Source organism: Halomonas denitrificans (genome assembly GCF_003056305.1).
GTDB classification, from domain to species: Bacteria; Pseudomonadota; Gammaproteobacteria; order Pseudomonadales; family Halomonadaceae; genus Halomonas; species Halomonas denitrificans.
On record NZ_PYVX01000005.1, the window covers coordinates 109374 to 126022 of the forward strand.

13 protein-coding genes are annotated in these 16649 nt (G+C 70.4%); 5 read left to right on the forward strand and 8 right to left on the reverse strand.

Going from position 1 to position 16649, the window contains the following annotated elements:
* Window position 1 precedes the first annotated feature (1 nt).
* The 3 genes from C9F13_RS13865 (at window position 2) to C9F13_RS13875 (ending at window position 2587) form a co-directional block, all read left to right on the forward strand.
* A complete protein-coding gene (locus C9F13_RS13865; protein ID WP_108446864.1) occupies window positions 2-754 on the forward strand; it encodes an electron transfer flavoprotein subunit beta/FixA family protein in 753 nt (250 codons plus the stop codon).
* On the forward strand, window positions 751-1677 hold the full coding sequence (locus C9F13_RS13870; RefSeq protein ID WP_108446865.1) for an electron transfer flavoprotein subunit alpha/FixB family protein: 927 nt from the start codon (window positions 751-753) through the stop codon (window positions 1675-1677). The genes C9F13_RS13865 and C9F13_RS13870 overlap by 4 nt, the downstream gene beginning before the upstream one ends.
* 298 nt (window positions 1678-1975) lie before the next feature.
* The gene (locus C9F13_RS13875; protein ID WP_108446866.1) at window positions 1976-2587 is read left to right on the forward strand and encodes a superoxide dismutase; all 612 of its coding nucleotides are present in this window, start codon (window positions 1976-1978) and stop codon (window positions 2585-2587) included.
* A 173-nt stretch (window positions 2588-2760) separates the two neighbouring features.
* Here C9F13_RS13875 and C9F13_RS13880 read toward each other — a convergent pair whose 3' ends face one another.
* The 5 genes from C9F13_RS13880 to C9F13_RS13900 all read right to left on the reverse strand — a co-directional run bounded on the left by C9F13_RS13880 (window position 2761) and on the right by C9F13_RS13900 (window position 8182).
* On the reverse strand, window positions 2761-3759 hold the full coding sequence (locus C9F13_RS13880; RefSeq protein ID WP_108446867.1) for a nickel/cobalt transporter: 999 nt from the start codon (window positions 3757-3759) through the stop codon (window positions 2761-2763).
* Window positions 3744-4433, reverse strand: coding sequence for a DUF1007 family protein (locus tag C9F13_RS13885; protein ID WP_108446868.1), 690 nt, complete (start codon window positions 4431-4433; stop codon window positions 3744-3746). Before C9F13_RS13885 ends, C9F13_RS13880 begins: the two co-directional genes overlap by 16 nt.
* Before the next feature lie 68 nt (window positions 4434-4501).
* Complete coding sequence (gene fhuB / locus C9F13_RS13890) at window positions 4502-6514, reverse strand: Fe(3+)-hydroxamate ABC transporter permease FhuB (RefSeq protein WP_108446869.1); 2013 nt, start codon at window positions 6512-6514, stop codon at window positions 4502-4504.
* Window positions 6504-7385, reverse strand: coding sequence for an iron-siderophore ABC transporter substrate-binding protein (locus tag C9F13_RS13895; protein WP_245888785.1), 882 nt, complete (start codon window positions 7383-7385; stop codon window positions 6504-6506). Before C9F13_RS13895 ends, fhuB begins: the two co-directional genes overlap by 11 nt.
* A gap of 29 nt (window positions 7386-7414) precedes the next feature.
* Complete coding sequence (locus C9F13_RS13900) at window positions 7415-8182, reverse strand: ABC transporter ATP-binding protein (protein ID WP_108446871.1); 768 nt, start codon at window positions 8180-8182, stop codon at window positions 7415-7417.
* A gap of 148 nt (window positions 8183-8330) precedes the next feature.
* Here C9F13_RS13900 and C9F13_RS13905 point away from each other — a divergent pair, with 148 nt between their 5' ends.
* Window positions 8331-10133: an ABC transporter ATP-binding protein gene (locus tag C9F13_RS13905; RefSeq protein WP_108446872.1), complete on the forward strand. Its 1803-nt coding sequence runs from the start codon at window positions 8331-8333 to the stop codon at window positions 10131-10133.
* Between the two features lie 167 nt (window positions 10134-10300).
* Window positions 10301-12493: a TonB-dependent siderophore receptor gene (locus C9F13_RS13910; protein ID WP_108446873.1), complete on the forward strand. Its 2193-nt coding sequence runs from the start codon at window positions 10301-10303 to the stop codon at window positions 12491-12493.
* 261 nt (window positions 12494-12754) lie between these two features.
* Here C9F13_RS13910 and C9F13_RS13915 read toward each other — a convergent pair whose 3' ends face one another.
* The 3 genes from C9F13_RS13915 to fhuF form a co-directional block, all read right to left on the reverse strand.
* A complete protein-coding gene (locus C9F13_RS13915; protein ID WP_108446874.1) occupies window positions 12755-14836 on the reverse strand; it encodes a TonB-dependent siderophore receptor in 2082 nt (693 codons plus the stop codon).
* A 104-nt stretch (window positions 14837-14940) separates the two neighbouring features.
* On the reverse strand, window positions 14941-15882 hold the full coding sequence (locus C9F13_RS13920; RefSeq protein WP_108446943.1) for a helix-turn-helix transcriptional regulator: 942 nt from the start codon (window positions 15880-15882) through the stop codon (window positions 14941-14943).
* A complete protein-coding gene (gene fhuF, locus C9F13_RS13925; protein WP_108446875.1) occupies window positions 15879-16646 on the reverse strand; it encodes a siderophore-iron reductase FhuF in 768 nt (255 codons plus the stop codon). Before fhuF ends, C9F13_RS13920 begins: the two co-directional genes overlap by 4 nt.
* Window positions 16647-16649: the final 3 nt, after the last annotated feature.

Sequence of the window (16649 nt, forward strand, 5' to 3'; positions counted from 1 at the left end):
TATGAAGGTACTCGTCGCGGTCAAACGCGTCATCGACTACAACGTCAAGATCCGGGTCAAGCCGGACCACTCCGACGTCGACCTCACCAACGTCAAGATGGCCATGAACCCCTTCTGCGAGATCGCCGTGGAAGAGGCGGTGCGCCTGAAGGAGAAGGGCGTGGCCACCGAGGTGGTCGTCGCTACCGTCGGGCCCAAGGCCGCCCAGGAGCAGCTGCGCACCGCGCTGGCGCTGGGCGCCGATCGCGCCGTGCACGTCGAGACCGACGAGCGGGTCGAGTCGCTGGGTGCCGCCAAGGCGCTGGCCAAGATCGTCGAGGAGGAGCAGCCGGGCCTCACGATTCTCGGCAAGCAGGCCATCGACACCGACAACAACCAGACCGGCCAGATGCTGGCGGCGCTGACCGGGCTGCCCCAGGGCACCTTTGCCTCCGAGGTGGTCGTCGAGGGCGACAAGGCCAAGGTGACCCGCGAGATCGACGGCGGCCTGCAGACCGTCGAACTGACCCTGCCGGCGATCGTCACCACCGACCTACGCCTCAACGAGCCGCGCTACGCCAAGCTGCCCGACATCATGAAGGCCAAGAAGAAGCCGATGGACGTCAAGACCCCGGCGGAGCTTGGCATCGAGGTGGCCTCCAAGGTCAAGCTGGTCAAGGTCGAGCCGCCGGCCGAGCGCCAGGGCGGCGTCAAGGTGGGCTCCGTCGATGAGCTCGTGGACAAACTCAAGAACGAAGCCAAGGTGATCTCATGAGCATTCTCGTCCTGGCCGAACACCATGACGGCGCCCTGGCCGGCGCCACCGCCCACGTGGTCGCCGCGGCGAAAGAGATCGGTGGCGACATCGACGTGCTGGTGGCCGGCGAGAACGTCTCCGCCATCGCCGAGGCGGCCGCCAAGCTCGACGGCGTGAGCCGCGTTCGCGTCGCCGACCACGCCGTCTATGCCCACCAGCTCGCCGAGCCCATGGGCGCGCTGCTGGCCGAACTGGCCGACGACTACAGCCACCTGCTGGCGGTGGCCTCCACCACCGGCAAGAACGTGCTGCCGCGGGTCGCGGCGCTGAAGGACGTGGCGCAGCTCTCCGAGATCATCGCGGTCGAGAGTGCCGACACCTTCAAGCGGCCGATCTACGCCGGCAACGCCATCGCCACCGTGCAGAGCGACGACGCCCTGAAGGTGATCACCGTGCGCGCCACCGCCTTCGACGCGGTCGCCGAGGGCGGCAGCGCCGCCATCGAGGCCGTGGACGTCGTGGTCGACAACGCCCAGTCCAGCTTCGTCGGCGAGGAGCTGGCGCAGAGCGACCGTCCCGAGCTGGGTGCGGCCAAGGTCGTCATCTCCGGCGGACGCGGCATGGGCAACGGCGAGAACTTCAAGCTGCTCGACGGTATCGCCGACAAGCTGGGTGCCGCCATCGGCGCCTCGCGCGCCGCGGTCGACGCCGGCTTCGTGCCCAACGACATGCAGGTCGGCCAGACCGGCAAGATCGTCGCCCCGGAGCTCTACATCGCCGTGGGCATCTCGGGCGCCATTCAGCACCTGGCGGGCATGAAGGACTCCAAGGTGATCGTCGCCATCAACAAGGACGAGGAGGCGCCGATCTTCCAGGTGGCCGATTACGGCCTGGTCGGCGACCTGTTCGACGTCCTGCCGGAGTTGGAACAGAAGCTGTAACGGAAGATCGGGATCTTCCAGGTCGCGCTCTTGATCGTTACCGGCCTCGTCGGCGACCCGTTCGACGACCTGCCGGAGCTCGAGCAGAAGCTGTAACCCGCTCTTGCGCGTCTCCTCAAGGCCGGCCCCTCCTCGGGGGCCGGCCTTGTCGTAGGTCGGCCGTATAGGGAGCATATCCTTGATTAACGGGAGCTATAAAAGAGATAACGAGAACTATTAGCAACAAGTGCGCTTCTCTGCCATCCTTGGTGGTGAATCGGGGCGACGGCCCCACGGATACCCGCAAGGAGGAAGCATCATGCCGCATACCCTTCCTGATCTTCCCTATGCCTACGACGCCCTGGAACCGCACGTCGATGCGCTGACCATGGAGATTCACCACTCCCGTCACCATCAGACCTACGTCAACAACCTCAACGCCGCCCTCGAGGGCACCGGACTGGAGGAGGTGCACGTCGAGGAGCTGATCGCGAACCTCGACCATGTCCCGGAGAGTCACCGCCAGGCCGTGATCAACAACGGCGGCGGTCACGCCAACCACTCCATGTTCTGGCAGATGATGTCGCCCGACGGCGGCGGTCAGCCCCACGGCAAGGTGGCCGAGGCCATCGACAGCGAACTGGGCGGCTTCGACGCCTTCAAGGAGGCCTTCACCAAGGCCGCACTGGGCCGTTTCGGCAGTGGCTGGGCCTGGCTGAGTGTCACGCCGGAGGGCACCCTGAAGGTGGAGAACACCCTCAACCAGGACAGCCCGATCATGGAGGGCCGCTGGCCCGTGCTGGGCCTGGATGTCTGGGAGCACGCCTACTACCTGAAGTACCAGAACAAGCGTCCGGACTACGTGGCGGCCTTCTTCAACGTCATCAACTGGGAAGACGTCGAGCGTCGCTACCAGAACGCCATCGGCTGAGATCGTCAGGCGGGATAGTGGTCCCGCCGCTCCGGACCCGCATTGGCGCCGCGCCTTTTAGAGGCGCGGCGTTTTTTCATGGCGACTTGGTAGCGGCACGCGGGTGCGGCCTGCAGCCCGCAGGAAGCGGGCGCCGTCGAGCCCGTTGGCCGGGGCCATCGGCAGGAAACGAGCTAGCCGCCGCCGAACGGCGAGGCGGAGGGCGACGGGCCCGGAGACGGTGCGTTAAGGAGCAGGACATCCCCAGGGGCGCGAATGCCGGTCATGAAGAGGGAGAGGCCCAGGAGCAGGATGAGCAGGCCCCCCGCGAAGCCGACCCAACGAAAGCCTCGCTCGAGCCCTTGCCAGCGGAGGGAGTGCTGCAGGCGACGCTCGGCCCACCCCCTGGCCACGACGCTGGCCAGGGCCAGCGCCGAGACCGTCAGGGCCGTGCCTCCCGCCATGGCCAGCACCGCCAGCACCCCGGCCCAGTAGTGGCCGAGCAAGGAGGCGGCCCCGACCAGCAGGACGCTGCCGCTGCAGGGCCGCATGCCGATCGACGCCACCACCGCCAGGGCGCCCCGCCAGTCCTCGGCCTGGCGGGGTGTCAGGTGGTGGGCGCAGTCGCACGCCTGGTGATCGTGCGCATGATCATGGACCGCCGCCTGACGAGGCAGACGCAGTGCGCGCCAGCACAGCCAGAGCCCCAGCATCGCGACCAGCAGGTAGCTGGCCTGCTCCAGCCAGACCACCGATCCCATGGCCTGGCGCGTCAGCCAGCCGAGGCCATGAACCAGCAGGGTGACCAGGGCAATGGCCACCACGGCCTGGAGCAGCGAGGCCAGGCAGGAGAGCAGCAGCGCCCGGCGCAGGGCGCCGCCCTGGCTAAGCAGGTAGGTGGAGAGCACCGCCTTGCCATGGCCGGGACCGGCGGCATGGAAGATGCCATAGCCGAAGCTGAGGCCGAGCAGGCTCAACCAGGCAGTCGCGCTCGGGACGGCGTCGAGGGTGGCGACCGCCTCGGTGAGGGCGCGGTGCAGGTCGCGCTGCCAGGCCACCAATTGCAGGCCGAATCCCTGGCCGGAGGCGATCCAGGCCAGGCCGAGCACCGCCAGCACCAGTCCCCCGAGCCCGATCAGCCAGGGCCATGGGAGGCGCGGGGCGCCTTCGGCGGGAGTCAGGGAGGATCGCATTGCACCTCTCCGGTCTCGGCAAAGAAGCGTCCCAGCCCCTCCGGCGCCTGGGCATCACGGTCCAGGCGTGCCGCCTCGGCGACCCGGGCCGGGTCGGGATCGGCGGCGATGATACGCGTCTCGCAGTCGGCCCCCGTCACCACCAGCGCGTCGGGCCGGGGGGTGTCGCCCTCCGCCTCGTGCAGTACCTCGAGATAGTAGGTCGGGTCATAGATCCGGTAGTGCATCGGCCCCTGGCCGAGCGGCAGGGGCTCGGCCAGGGGCAGCCGGAACATGAGTTCGACGCGGCCGTCCCGCGCCAGGGTGGTGAGGTGCTCCACCTCACCGAGCGCGACCGTTTCGCCGCCCTGGGTGACGTGGGTGAAGTAGTGTTGCGGGGCGAGGTTGTGGCGGATCTCCACGCCGAGCTGGTCGAGGCGCGCCTCCATCGGGGCCTCGCCCTCGGCGGCTTGCAGCTCCTCCAGCAGCAGCAGGCTGTAGAGGGGGTCCAGGCGCCAGCGTTGCTGCAGGGCCTCGACCCGACCGCGCTCATCCACCTGGACGCGCACCGAGACGTCCACCCAGCCGTGAGGATGGGCCGGACTCAGCAGGGGCCAGAGGGAGAGGGCACAGGCAAGGGCCAGGGCGAGACGGCGTCGTCCGGCCCGGCCGCGTAAGGAGCGTGTCGGCAGCATGGGCGATATCCTAGGGCAGCGTCGGGCAGGCGGCAACGCGGAATGACAGGCGTTTGCCCTGGCCTCCTTCACAGGCGTCGCAGCCCCCACATGAAGTAGGCGCCGCCGAGCAGCGAGGCCACCAGGCCCGCCGGGATCTCCTCGGGGAACAGCAGCTGGCGGCCCAGGCCATCGGCCAGCACCATCAGCAGGGCGCCGGTGAGCGCGGCGCCGGCGAGATGCGCCCGGGCCCGGGTGAAACCCAGCAGGCGGGCCATGTGCGGGGCCAGCAGGCCGACGAAGGAGAGCGGCCCCACCACCAGGGTGGCCCCGGCGGTGAGCAGCGCCACCATCAGCAGCAGCGCCAGTCGCGCGCGGGCCAGGGGCAGCCCCAGGGCCGAGGCGGTGGCGCCGCCCAGCGGCAGGATGTCGAGCCAGCGCTCCAGCGGCGCGGCGACCAGGGCCAGCAGCAGGGCCGCGGCGGCCACCGCCAGCGCGGCGGTCGGGTCGACGTAGTAGGTGGAGCCGGAGAGCCAGGCGATCACCTGCTGGCCGCGTGGGTCGCCACCGGCCAGCACCACGCCCTTGATCGCCTCGAACAGCGCGGTGATCGCCACGCCGGTCAACAGCAGCCGCTCCGGCTGGAAGCCGCTTCCGCGATTGAGGCCCACCAGCACGGCCAGGCTGGCCAGTGCCCCCAGGGTGCCGGCGGTCACCAGGGTCAGGTTGCCGGGGGCGGGCAGCAGGAAGATGGCGCCCATCAGGGCGATGGCGCTGCCGCCGCTGATGCCCAGCACCTCGGGGCTGGCCATGGGGTTGGCGGTGAGGCGCTGGATCAGGGTGCCGGCGAGGGCGAGCATCACCCCGCAGGCGGCGGCAGCCAGCGCCCGGGGCGCGCGCCACTGCAGCACGCCCCAGTCGCCGGGAGACGCCCACTGCCAGCCGTTGGCCCCCTGGCCGGCGAGCACCGCGACCGCGCCCACGCCGAGCAGGGCGATGGCGAGCCCGGCGGCCAGCCGCCGCGGGACCGGATGGCGATGGCCGAGGGTCCGGGCCTCGCGGGGGGGCGTCTCGCCGCCGAGGCGCAGCCGCGGGATCAGCCACAGCAGCAGCGGGGCGCCCAGGGCCGCGGTGGTGGCGCCGGTGGGGATCAGGGTGGGCAGGTGGCTCGAGACGCGCTGCAGCGCCAGGTCGGTGGCGGCCAGCAGCAGGGCGCCGAGCAGCGTCGACCAGGCGAGGCGCGCGCCCAGGCGCCGCGCGCCGGCCAGGCGCACGATATTGGGCGCCGCCAGGCCGATGAAGCCGACGATCCCCACCACGCTCACCACGCAGCCGGTGAGAAAGACGGCGAGCCCCAGGCCGGCGAGGCGCAGGTGCTTGAGCGAGACGCCGAGGCTCTTGGCGCCCGCCTCGTCGAGGGCGAGGACCGCCAGGGGGCGCAGCAGCAGCCAGGCGAGCAGGCCGCCGATCGCCAGGCGCGGCGCCAGGAAGGCGACGTCCTGCCAGCCGTTCTGGTAAAGCGACCCGGCGCCCCAGATCAGCAGCCCCTTGAGCTCCTCCTGGTGGAAGAGCAGCAGTACCATGGAGAGTGCCCCGAAGTAGAGGTTGACCACCAGCCCGCCGAGCACCACCACCACCGGCGCCAGGCCGCGCCGCCAGGCCAGGGCGAAGACAAGTCCCATGGCCAGGCCGCCGCCGGCCAGCGCGACCCATTCCCGCCCCAGCCCCAGCAGGCCCGGGGCCATCAGCGAGGCGGCCATCAGCGCCAGGTTGGCACCGCTCGCCACGCCCAGGGTGGCGGGGGCGGCCAGCGGGTTGCGCAGCACCTGCTGCATCAGCACCCCGGCGAGCGCCAGGCCGCCGCCGGCGATCAGCGCCATGGCGAGCCGCGGCCACCAGGCGTAGTGCAGTACCAGGCTCGTGGCGGCCTCGCCCGGCGACGCGGGGTCGAGCAGCGCGGCCAGGCCGGCCTCCAGGCCAGGGCCGTCGAGCAGCTGGTCGAGGACGAGGGCCAGCACGCCGAGGGCGAGCGGCAGGCAGAGCAGGGTCGGCGTCAGCCGGGGGCGCCAGGGCTGGCGCGAGGCGAGGGCGTCAGGCGGCATCGCCGGCCTCCAGGGCACTCACCAGCTGCTCGGCGAAACGCGCGGCCGAGGGCAGGGCGCCGAAGCTCCACACCGGCGGCAGCACGAGGGGGGCGCCGCGGCTCGCCTCGACCAGGTGACCCCAGAGGCCGCCGTCGTCCAGGCGCTCGCGGACCCCGGCGGGGTAGGGCTCCACCACCACCAGCCGGGCGTCGAGGCCGGCCAGCGCCTCGAGGCCCACCAGCGAGAAGCCCCAGGCGTTGGTGGGACCGTCCCAGGCGTTGTCGAGGCCGAGGCGGTCGAGCACCGCCTGGTAGAGGCCGTTGTCGCCGAAGATACGCACGTGGCGGCGATCCATGAACTGTACGACCACCAGTGGCGGCGTGGTCTCGCCGAGGCGCCGGCGCAGGGCGTCGAGTCGGGCCTCGGTCTCACCGATCAGCCGGGTCGCCGCCGCGGGGCGCTCGACCAGCTCGCCGAGCGACAGGGTCAACTCGCGCATCTCCGTCCAGGTGTCGCGATCGGGGCGGTAGAGCGGCAGCGACGATACCGGGGCGATGCGCTCGAGACGCGGCGCGAGGTTGGCGAACATCGGCGAGATCAGGATGCGCTCGGGGGCGAGGCTCGCCAGGCGTTCCAGGTTGGGCTGGCTTCTCAGCCCCAGGTCGAGGGTCGAGGCGGGCAGGGCCGGCTCGCCCACCCAGGCGTGGTAGGCCTCGACCTGGGCGACCGCGACGGGGGGCGCATCGAGCGCGACCAGCGTCTCGGCCAGGGTCCAGTCGAGGGTGGCGAGGCGTGGCGCATCGGCCGGCGCCGCGGCGGCGAAAAGCGCGGCGACCAGGCCGGCGAGCCATGTCGGGGCGCGTCGAGGGCGGGGCGATCCGGAAAACACGGCGAGCTCCATGGTCAGGGGCAGCGTGACTAGTGGGCGATGGCGACGCGGTGCCCGCCACGGGGGTGGGCCATGACGTGCATGGGAATGCCGTAGATGGCCTTCAGGGTGTCGCCGTTCATCATCTCCTCGGGCGTGCCCTGGGCCAGCAGGCGGCCGCCGTGCAGGGCCACCAGGCGGTCGCAGTAGCGCGAGGCCATGTTGATGTCGTGGAGCACGATGATCACCCCGAGGTCGAGCTCCCGGCACAGCCGGCGGGTCAGCGCCAGCACTTCCACCTGGTGGGCGACGTCCAGCGCCGCCAGGGGCTCGTCGAGGAGCAGGAAGCGACTGCCCTGGGCGAGCAGCATGGCCAGCCAGACCCGCTGGCGCTCGCCGCCGGAGAGGGTGTCCACCTGGCGGTCGGCGAAGGACTCGGTATGGGTCAGGGCCAGGGCACGGTCGATGGCCGCCTCGTCGTCGCGGCCGTGCCGGCCCAGCAGGCCGCGCCAGGGGTAGCGGCCGAAGCCCACCAGCTCGCGGCCGGTGAGTTGGTCGGCGGCGGGCAGGTGCTGGGGCAGGTAGGCGACCCGGCGCGCGAAGGCGCGATGGCCCCAGGCCGTCATCGGCTTGCCGTCCAGGCGAAGCTCCCCCCGGCTGGCGGCCTGCTGGCGGGCCAGCAGCTTGAGCAGGGTCGACTTGCCCGAGCCGTTGTGGCCGATCAGGCCGTGGACCCGGCCCTGGGCGAATTCCAGGTCGAGGGGCTCAAGCAGGCACTGGCCGTTGACCTCGAAGGAGGCGGCGCGCGTTTCGATCATGGGGGCTCCGCTCGCGGAAGGCCGCCCCGGAGAGGCGGTGAGTATTTTCGCAAAGCGTAAGCCAAATAATAATACTTATCAATACTATTGGTTGGCTGGGGCGGCGACATGCCGTAGGCTTGGGCACCCGCCAACAAGGACCGTCTCGATGTCTTCCACCGCTTCCAGCTTCCAGGCCCTGGGGCGCCTCCTGCGCTATGCCCGGGGCTATCGGCGTCGCATCCTCGCCGCCACCCTCTGCTCGATCCTCAACAAGCTCTTCGATATCGCCCCGGAGATCCTGATCGGCGTGGCCATCGACGTGGTGGTCAACCAGGAGGAGAGCTTCGTCGCCGGGCTCGGCTTCACCACCGCCGAGCAGCAGATCCTGGTGCTCGGCGTGCTGACCTTCTTCATCTGGGCCGGCGAGTCGCTGTTCGAGTACCTGTTCCAGATCCTCTGGCGCAACCTGGCCCAGCGGCTGCAGGCCGACCTGCGCCAGGACGCCTACGAGCATGCCCAGCGGCTGGACATGGGCTTCTTCGAGTCACGCAGCTCGGGACAGCTGGTGGCGACCATGAACGACGACGTCAACCAGCTCGAGCGCTTCCTCGACGGCGGCGCCAACGCCATGATCCAGGTCGCGGTGACCGTGGTGGCGGTGGGCGCGGTGTTCTTCGTGCTCTCGCCGCTGATCGCGCTGCTGGCCTTCACGCCCATCCCGCTGATCGTCTGGGGCGCCTTCTACTTCCAGCGCAAGGCCGGGCCGCTCTACGCCGACGTCCGCGAACGGGTCGGCGAGCTCTCAAGCCGCCTCTCCAACAACCTGGCGGGCATCGCCACCATCAAGAGCTTCACCGCCGAGGCCCGCGAGGCCGAGCGCCTAAAGGCCGCCAGCGAGGCCTACGTGGCGGCGAACCGCCGGGCGATTCGCTTGAGCTCCGCCTTCATCCCGGTGATCCGCATGGCGATCCTCACCGGCTTCCTCGCCACCTTCACCGTGGGCGGCATGATGGCGCTCTCGGGCGAGCTCAACGTGGGCGCCTACGGTGTGCTGGTGTTCCTCACCCAGCGGCTGCTGTGGCCGCTCACCGGGCTGGCCCAGGTGATCGACCTCTTCGAGCGCGCCATGGCCAGCACCCGGCGCATCCTCGACCTGATCGCCACGCCCATCCGGGTGCGCGATGAGGCCACCGAGGCGCTGGCCGCGCCGGTGCGCGGCGCGGTGGCCTTCGAGGCGGTGAGCTTCCGGTACGACGAGGGGGGCGCCGGGGTCCAGGGCATCGACCTGGCCGTGCCGGCGGGGCATACCCTGGCGCTGGTCGGGGCTACCGGCTCCGGCAAGTCGACGCTGATCAAGCTGCTGCTGCGCTTCCACGACCCCGACGCGGGGCGGGTGACCGTCGACGGCCAGCCCATCGACGCGGTGTCGCTGGCGTCGCTGCGCGGGGCCATCGGCCTGGTCAGCCAGGACGTCTACCTGTTCGAGGGCACGGTGCGCGACAACATCGCCTACGGCAGGCCCGATGCTCCCGAGGCCGAGATCGTCGAGGCGGCGCGCACCGCCGAGGCCTGGGACTTCATCCAGGCGCTGCCCCAGGGGCTCGACACCGCGGTGGGCGAGCGCGGGGTGCGTCTCTCCGGCGGCCAGCGCCAGCGGCTGTCGCTGGCCCGGGCGCTGCTCAAGGATCCGCCGATCCTGGTGCTCGACGAGGCCACCAGCGCCGTGGACAACGAGACCGAGGCGGCGATCCAGCGCTCCCTCGCGCGCATCGGCCACGGCCGCACCGTGATCATGATCGCCCATCGGCTCTCGACCATCGTCCACGCCGATGCGATCGCCGTCATCGAGGCCGGTCGCGTGGTCGAGCGGGGCACCCACGCCGAGCTGCTCGCCCGGGACGGCCGCTACGCCGCCCAGTGGCGGGTGCAGACCGGCGAAGTCGAGGCGGCGATCGCGACCTCGGACTGACGCGAGCCTCGTTCTTTGCCTCCAGGCGGCGGCCGCAGGGCCGCCGCCGAGGCGATAGGTCGACGCGGACGCTTCCAACGAGAATAAGTTTCAATTGGGTTGTTGTTATCAATGCGAGTCATTATCATGCGCGTTCCTGTGCATAAGACCCAGAGGCTTGCTTCCCCATGTTCCCATCCGCTTCCCGCCGCGTCGGGGTCGACCCCCTTGCCCAGGCCGTGCGCCGCGCCCTCGGCCTCGCCACCCTCGGCAGTCTCGTGCTGGGCTCGCCCGCCCTGCTGGCCGAGGAGGCCGCGTCCGCCGAAGCGCTCGAGACGGTCACCGTCGAGGCCGAGGCGCTGTCGCTGGTCACCGAGGGCGCCGATGACTACCGGGTCGCCCAGACCAGCACCGCGACCAAGCTCGACCTGACACCCCGCGAGACGCCGCAGTCCGTCTCCACGGTCACCCGCGCCCAGATCGAGGATTTCCGTCTCGACGCCATCAACGACGTCTTGGAGAGCACCCCGGGGGTCACGGTAGAGCGGCTGGAGACCGACCGGACCTACTACACCGCGCGCGGCTTCGAGGTCTCGAACTTCCAGGTCGACGGGCTGCGCCTGCCCATGCCCTACAACAACGTCCACGGCGACATGGATACCGCCCTCTACGACCGCGTCGAGGTGGTGCGCGGCGCCACCGGCCTGATGTCCGGGTCGGGCAATCCGGCAGCCACCGTCAACTTCATCCGCAAGCGGCCCACCGCGACGCCCCAGGCCTCGGTGTCGACCACCCTGGGCAGCTGGGACCATCGTCGCCTGGAAGTTGACGTCTCCGGCCCCCTCGACGACGCGGGCCGGGTGCGCGGCCGCCTGGTCGCCGTGGGGCAGGAGGGCGACTCCTACCTGGATCGGCTGCACCGCGAGCGCGGCCTGCTCTACGGCGTGCTGGAGGCGGACCCGACCGACAGCACCCGGCTGGCGCTGGGGCACACCTGGCAGCAGAACGACACCGACGGCAACATGTGGGGGGCGTTGCCGCTCTACGATTCGGCCGGCAACTCCACCGACTATGACCGCTCTACCAGCGTGGCGCCGAACTGGTCCTACTGGGACGTGGAAACGCAGCGCAGCTTCGTCGAGCTGACCCAGCGGCTCTCCGACGACTGGTCGCTCACGGGCACGCTGACGCATCTGGACATGGTTTCCGATACCCAGCTCTTCTACATCTACGGCGTACCGAATGCCGACACCGGCGCCATCACCGACGACCAGCTGACCCTCAGCCAGTACGATCGCCATCTCGAGCAGTGGGTCGCCGACGTTCACGCCAAGGGCGACGTCGAGGCGTTCGGGCGGACGCATCAGCTGGTGCTGGGCACGGACTGGAGCCAGAGCCGCAACCAGCAGACGTCGCGCTACCCCACGGCGAGCTTCGATGCGGGCGGCCAGGGCGTGCCGCCGCTGGACGACTGGAACGGCGACTACCCCGAGCCCGATGCCTGGGCGGCGTTCCCGTCCACCGTGGGCGATGCCACCGTCAAGGAGCGCAGCGCCTACGGGGCCGGCAAGCTGGATCTGGCCGACCGCTGGACGCTGGTCACCGGCGCCCGGGTGAGCTGGCTGGATACCGTGGGCGAGCAGTACGGCAGCTCCCAGGACACCAGCCTCGACAACGAGCTGACGCCCTATGCCGGCCTGATCTACGACCTGACCGACCGCGCCTCGCTCTACGCCAGCTATACCGAGATCTTCACGCCGCAGACCGAGATGGACCGCAGCGGCCAGTACCTCGATCCCATCGAGGGGGCCAGCTATGAGCTGGGGCTCAAGGCCGACGTCTTCGACGGGGGCGCGGATGCCGCCCTGGCCCTGTTCCGCACCGAGCAGGACAACGTGGCCCAGCCGGACGGTCGAGTGAACGGGCGCGAGGCCTACAAGGCGGCCGACGGCATCACCAGCGAAGGCGTCGAGGTGACCCTCGCCGGCGAGCTGGCGCCGGGCTGGCAGGCCAGTGCCGGCTACACCTACCTGGAGGTCGAGGACGCCGAGGGCGAGACCACCAACACCTACATTCCCCGCCACCTGGTACGCGCCACCACCAGCTACCGGCCGGCCGCCCTGGAGGCGCTCAAGGTCGGCGCCCGGCTGCGCTGGCAGGACGACATCGAGCGCGAGCGCACCCATGCCGACGGCAAGACCCGCCAGGACGCCTATGCGCTGGTCGACCTGATGGCGAGCTATGACTTCAGCGACCATCTCACCGGCTCGCTCAACGTCAACAACGTCACCGACGAGACCTACCTGACCAGCCTGAAGTGGGATCAGGGCTTCTACGGCGCCCCGCGCCACGTCATGGCCAACCTGACCTGGACCTACTGAGCCATCGCCTCGCCCGACCAGGCCATCCAGGGCCCACCCCGGTAACGGGGTGGGCCCTTGTCGTTGCTGAGGGAGGGATCGCCGCGGCCGAGCTCGTGGGGGCGATCGGTGCGGTCTTACCCCTCACACCTGCCCAGGTTCTCTAGAGTCGCTCGCCGGGGCTTTTTCATTACCCGAGGCATCACCGATGGCACTCGGGCACGAAAAAACCGGCAGCCCGAGGGCCGCCGGCAAGCATCTGCAGTGGGTGAGGCGCGAGGGTCAGAAGGTGTAGCTGACGGTGGCCTTGACGCTGCGCTCGGCGCCGAAGTAGCAGAAGTCGATGTCGCTGCAGCCGGCGACGTACTCCTCGTCGAGCAGGTTGCTGACGTTGAGCCGCGCCGAGACGCCCTCGAAACCTGCTTTGGCCAGGTCGTAGCCCAGGGTGGCGTCGACCAGGGTGTAGTCGGGCACCTTCTCGGTATTGGCCTCGTCGGCGTAGATATCGGCGTAGTAGCGCACCCCGAGGCCTGCATCCAGTCCGGCGAGCCCGCCCTGCTGGACGGTGTACTGCCCCCAGACCGAGGCCTGATGGCGGGGCACCCAGTTGTCGGTGTTGCCCTCGTTGGCATCGCCGGTCTTCTCAAGGGTCACGTCGGTGTAGCTGTAGCCGACCTGCAGGCGCAGGTTATCGGTCAGCCGGGTATGGGCCTCCAGCTCGACGCCCTGGGATTCGATCTCCCCGGTGGCGCGGAAGAAGGTCTCGCTGGCGCGCTTGGTGGCCAGGTTCTCCTGGGTGATATGGAAGAGCGCCACGCTGTAGCGATCCTGGGTACCGGCCGGTTGGAACTTCAGGCCAGTCTCCACCTGCTCGCCCTGGGACGGCTCGATCAGGTCACCGTTCTGGTCGGTCGCGGCGTTGGGGCTGAAGGAAGTGGTGTAGCTGGCGTAGGGCGCCAGGCCGTTGTCGAACAGGTAGAGGGCTCCGGCGCGGCCGCTGAACTGTGTATCGTCCAGCTCGCCGGTCACGCCGGTGTCTCGGTCCGTGTTGGCGATATCGACCCAGTCGTGACGGCCGCCCAGGTTCAGCCGCCAGTTGCCGAGGGCCAGCTGGTCCTGAAGGTAGACGCCGGTCTGCTCCAGTTCGCGTTTCTGGCGCACGTCTGGATAGAAGGCGGTGGGCTCGGCGCCGTACTGCGGGTCGAAGGCATCGATGGTGGGAAAGGCCCCGGAGCCCCACACCACGTCGTTGTCGCGCTGCTGGTAGTCGACGCCGGCCAGCAGGGTGTGCTCGGCAGCCCCGGTGGTGAGGCGGGCCTCGAGCTGGTTGTCCACCGCCAGGGCCTTGAGGGACTCGTCGCCACTGGAATAGTAGCGGTTGAGTTCGGTGTCGCTGGCCCAGCCGAACGCGTAGACCTGCTCCAGCTCGACGTCGGACTCGGTGTAGCGCAGTGTCTGGCGGCCGGTCAGGGCGTCGCTGAATCGGTGCTCCAGCTCGTAGCCCACCAGCGTCTGTTCGCGCTCGAACTTGTCGAAGTCCTCCTCGCCCTCGAAGAAGTCATTGGAGATGCGACGGCCGTTGCGATCTTCCGCCGTGCCTTCGTAGGGCAGGCCCGAGTGGTAACCGCCCTCGGGGTCCTTGTGCAGGTAGGCGTGCAGAGTGAGGCTGGTGGCGTCGGTGACGTCCCAGCTCAGCTGGGGGGCGAAGGCGTAGCGCTCCTCCTCCACCGGGCCGAACTGGGTGTCGGCGGCTCGTGCCAGGCCGGTCACTCGGAAAGCCACGCGGCGCTCGTCGTCCAGCGGGCCGGTGAGGTCGAAGGCGGCGCTGCGCTGGGCGTTGTTGCCGATGCCGAGGCGCACCTCGCCGCTGTGCTCGAATTCGGGGCGCTTGCTGGTCTGGGCTACCAGGCCGCCCGGGGAGGCGCGGCCATAGAGTACCGAGGCCGGCCCCTTGACCACCTCGATGCGTTCCAGGAACCAGGGATCGACGACCAGCGAGCTGAAGGAGCCGCCATCGCTCATTACCTTGAGGCCGTCGAGGAAGGTGTTGCTGACGCTGCCGTCGGTGAAGCCGCGCAGCACCAGATAGTCATAGCGGTTGGAGGCGCCGATCTGGTTGGTATAGACGCCCGGCGTGTAGTCGGCGGCGCGCTGCACGGTTTCGGCGCCGCGGGCCTCCCACTCCTCGTTCTCGATGACCGAGACCGACTGCGGCGTCTCGTTGAAGGGCGTCTCGGTCTTGGTGGCGGCCTGGGCGGTGACGGTCAGGGTGGAGAGCCGTTCGGCCTCTTCGGCGTGGGCCGTCAGGGTGAGGCTTGCGGTGGCGAGCGACACCGCCAGCGCCAGCGGACGTGGAGTCGGCATGCGGGACATCCTTGCTGAGAGCGTGTGGCTTTAGGGAATGAGAAGTATTCCCTTTTGCCCGCCCGGCGGGGTATGCCGAATGCTCAAGAGGCTATTCGAGGTGATCAGGTCGCCGGTGGCAGGGAACTCGGCGGGTAGCCGAAGTGGCGGCGAAAGGCGGTCGCGAAGTTGCTGGCGTGGCGGTAGCCCGAGAAGTGGGCGGCCTGCTGGACGCTGCAGCCCCGCGCCAGATAGTCGTGGGCCAGCGCCAGTCGGCACTCGCGCCGGTAGTCGAACACGCTGCGGCCGAAGGCCGCCTGGAACTTGCGCCGCAGGCTGGCGGGGCTCATGGCGGCGAGCTCGGCCAGGTCGGCGAGGCGATGCTCGGCGGCGGGATCGTGGTGGAGGATGTCGCGGACCCGCTCCAGTCGCCGGCGCTCCAGGGGCGTCAGCCGGGCGGTGTCCGACGCCGGCGAGACGTCGAGGCCGCCGCCGTGGGCCAGCAGCTGCAGGCTCAGCCCCTCGAGCAGCAGGCGCTGGGCCTCGCCGGGCAGCAGCGCGGCGAGGGCCTGCTCGAGGCCCAGGCGGAGCGGCTCGGGGAGCCGCCAGGCCCGAAGCGGGCAGGCGTCGGCGCATGGCGGGCGCATCCCGAGCCGGGCCAGGCAGCTCTCGTCGAGGCCGAGGGTGAGGGCCCGCAGGCGCTGGCCGGCGGGTTGCGTCGCCCGCAGGCCGTGACCTGCATCGAGGCGGATGCTCAGCGCCATGCCGGGGGTCAGCGTCAGGGTGCGCTTCTCGAGGCTGACGTCGGCGTAGCCCTCCAGCATGACCACGATGGACAGTGGCGCAGGGGTGCGGGAGAGGGAGTCGTAGCGATGGATCACTTCCACGTCGGAGGCGACCAGCTGCATGCCCGGGCGCGGTGAGAACTCACGCACCGTCCCGGTCATCACCGGCACCTCGGCGCGGGGCGAGAGGCCCGGCACCCGATAGTCGAGGCCGTAGTGCCGGCCATAGGCGTGCAGGTCCCGGAGGGTGTGAGAGTGCGCCGGGGCGCTACGCGCGCTCATGCGCTCGCCTTGGCCATCCCCGCGCCCCTCGCCGCCGTGGCGCCGCGGCGACACTCCAGTGGGCAGTTGGCGCAGTAGCCCAGCTCGTCGATCAGGTAGCGGATGCAGCACAGCCGACGCACCCGCGCGGGCTGGTTCGGCTTGGCGGGGGTGACGTAGCGCACTGGGCGGAAGAGCGGGTTGCGGCGGCCATCGGGCAGGGTGCGGCGCTCCATCAGCGCCCGCGCGGGGTCGCCCACGTCAGGCCCGGCCATGGGGTGGTCGGCCAGGGCGCCGGCGAAGTGCTCGAAGTAGTTGCCGGCGTTGCTCCAGAACACCTTGGGCGAGGCGCCGGTGGCCGCGGCCAGGGCCTCGACCAGCGGCGTCAGGTGAGCGTCGAGCAGGGTGGCGAAGCGCGACTCGGGTTCGAGCTCGGCCAGGGGCCGGCCGGCATGGGGCAGCACCAGTCCGGCGGTCTGGCCCTCGTCGGACTGCACCAGGTGCAGCTCATGAAGCCCCAGCGGCAGGTCGCGTTCGAGCAGCAGGTTGGCCGCCAGGCCATGGGCGGCCAGCGCGCTGAAGTGCCACTTGGACCACAGCGAGGCCACCGCCCGGCGGTCGCCGTGGCCGTATTTTCGGCCGAAGCGCTCGAACAGCTCGGTGAGGTAGGCCGGCTCGAGCAGGATGCTGGCGGGCAGGGCGTTCGGGCCGGGCGTCGGCGCGACCCGGGGCGGCGTCAGGCCCTCCAGGGGGCCGATATAGAGCGTCGACAGCGCGTGGGTCATGGG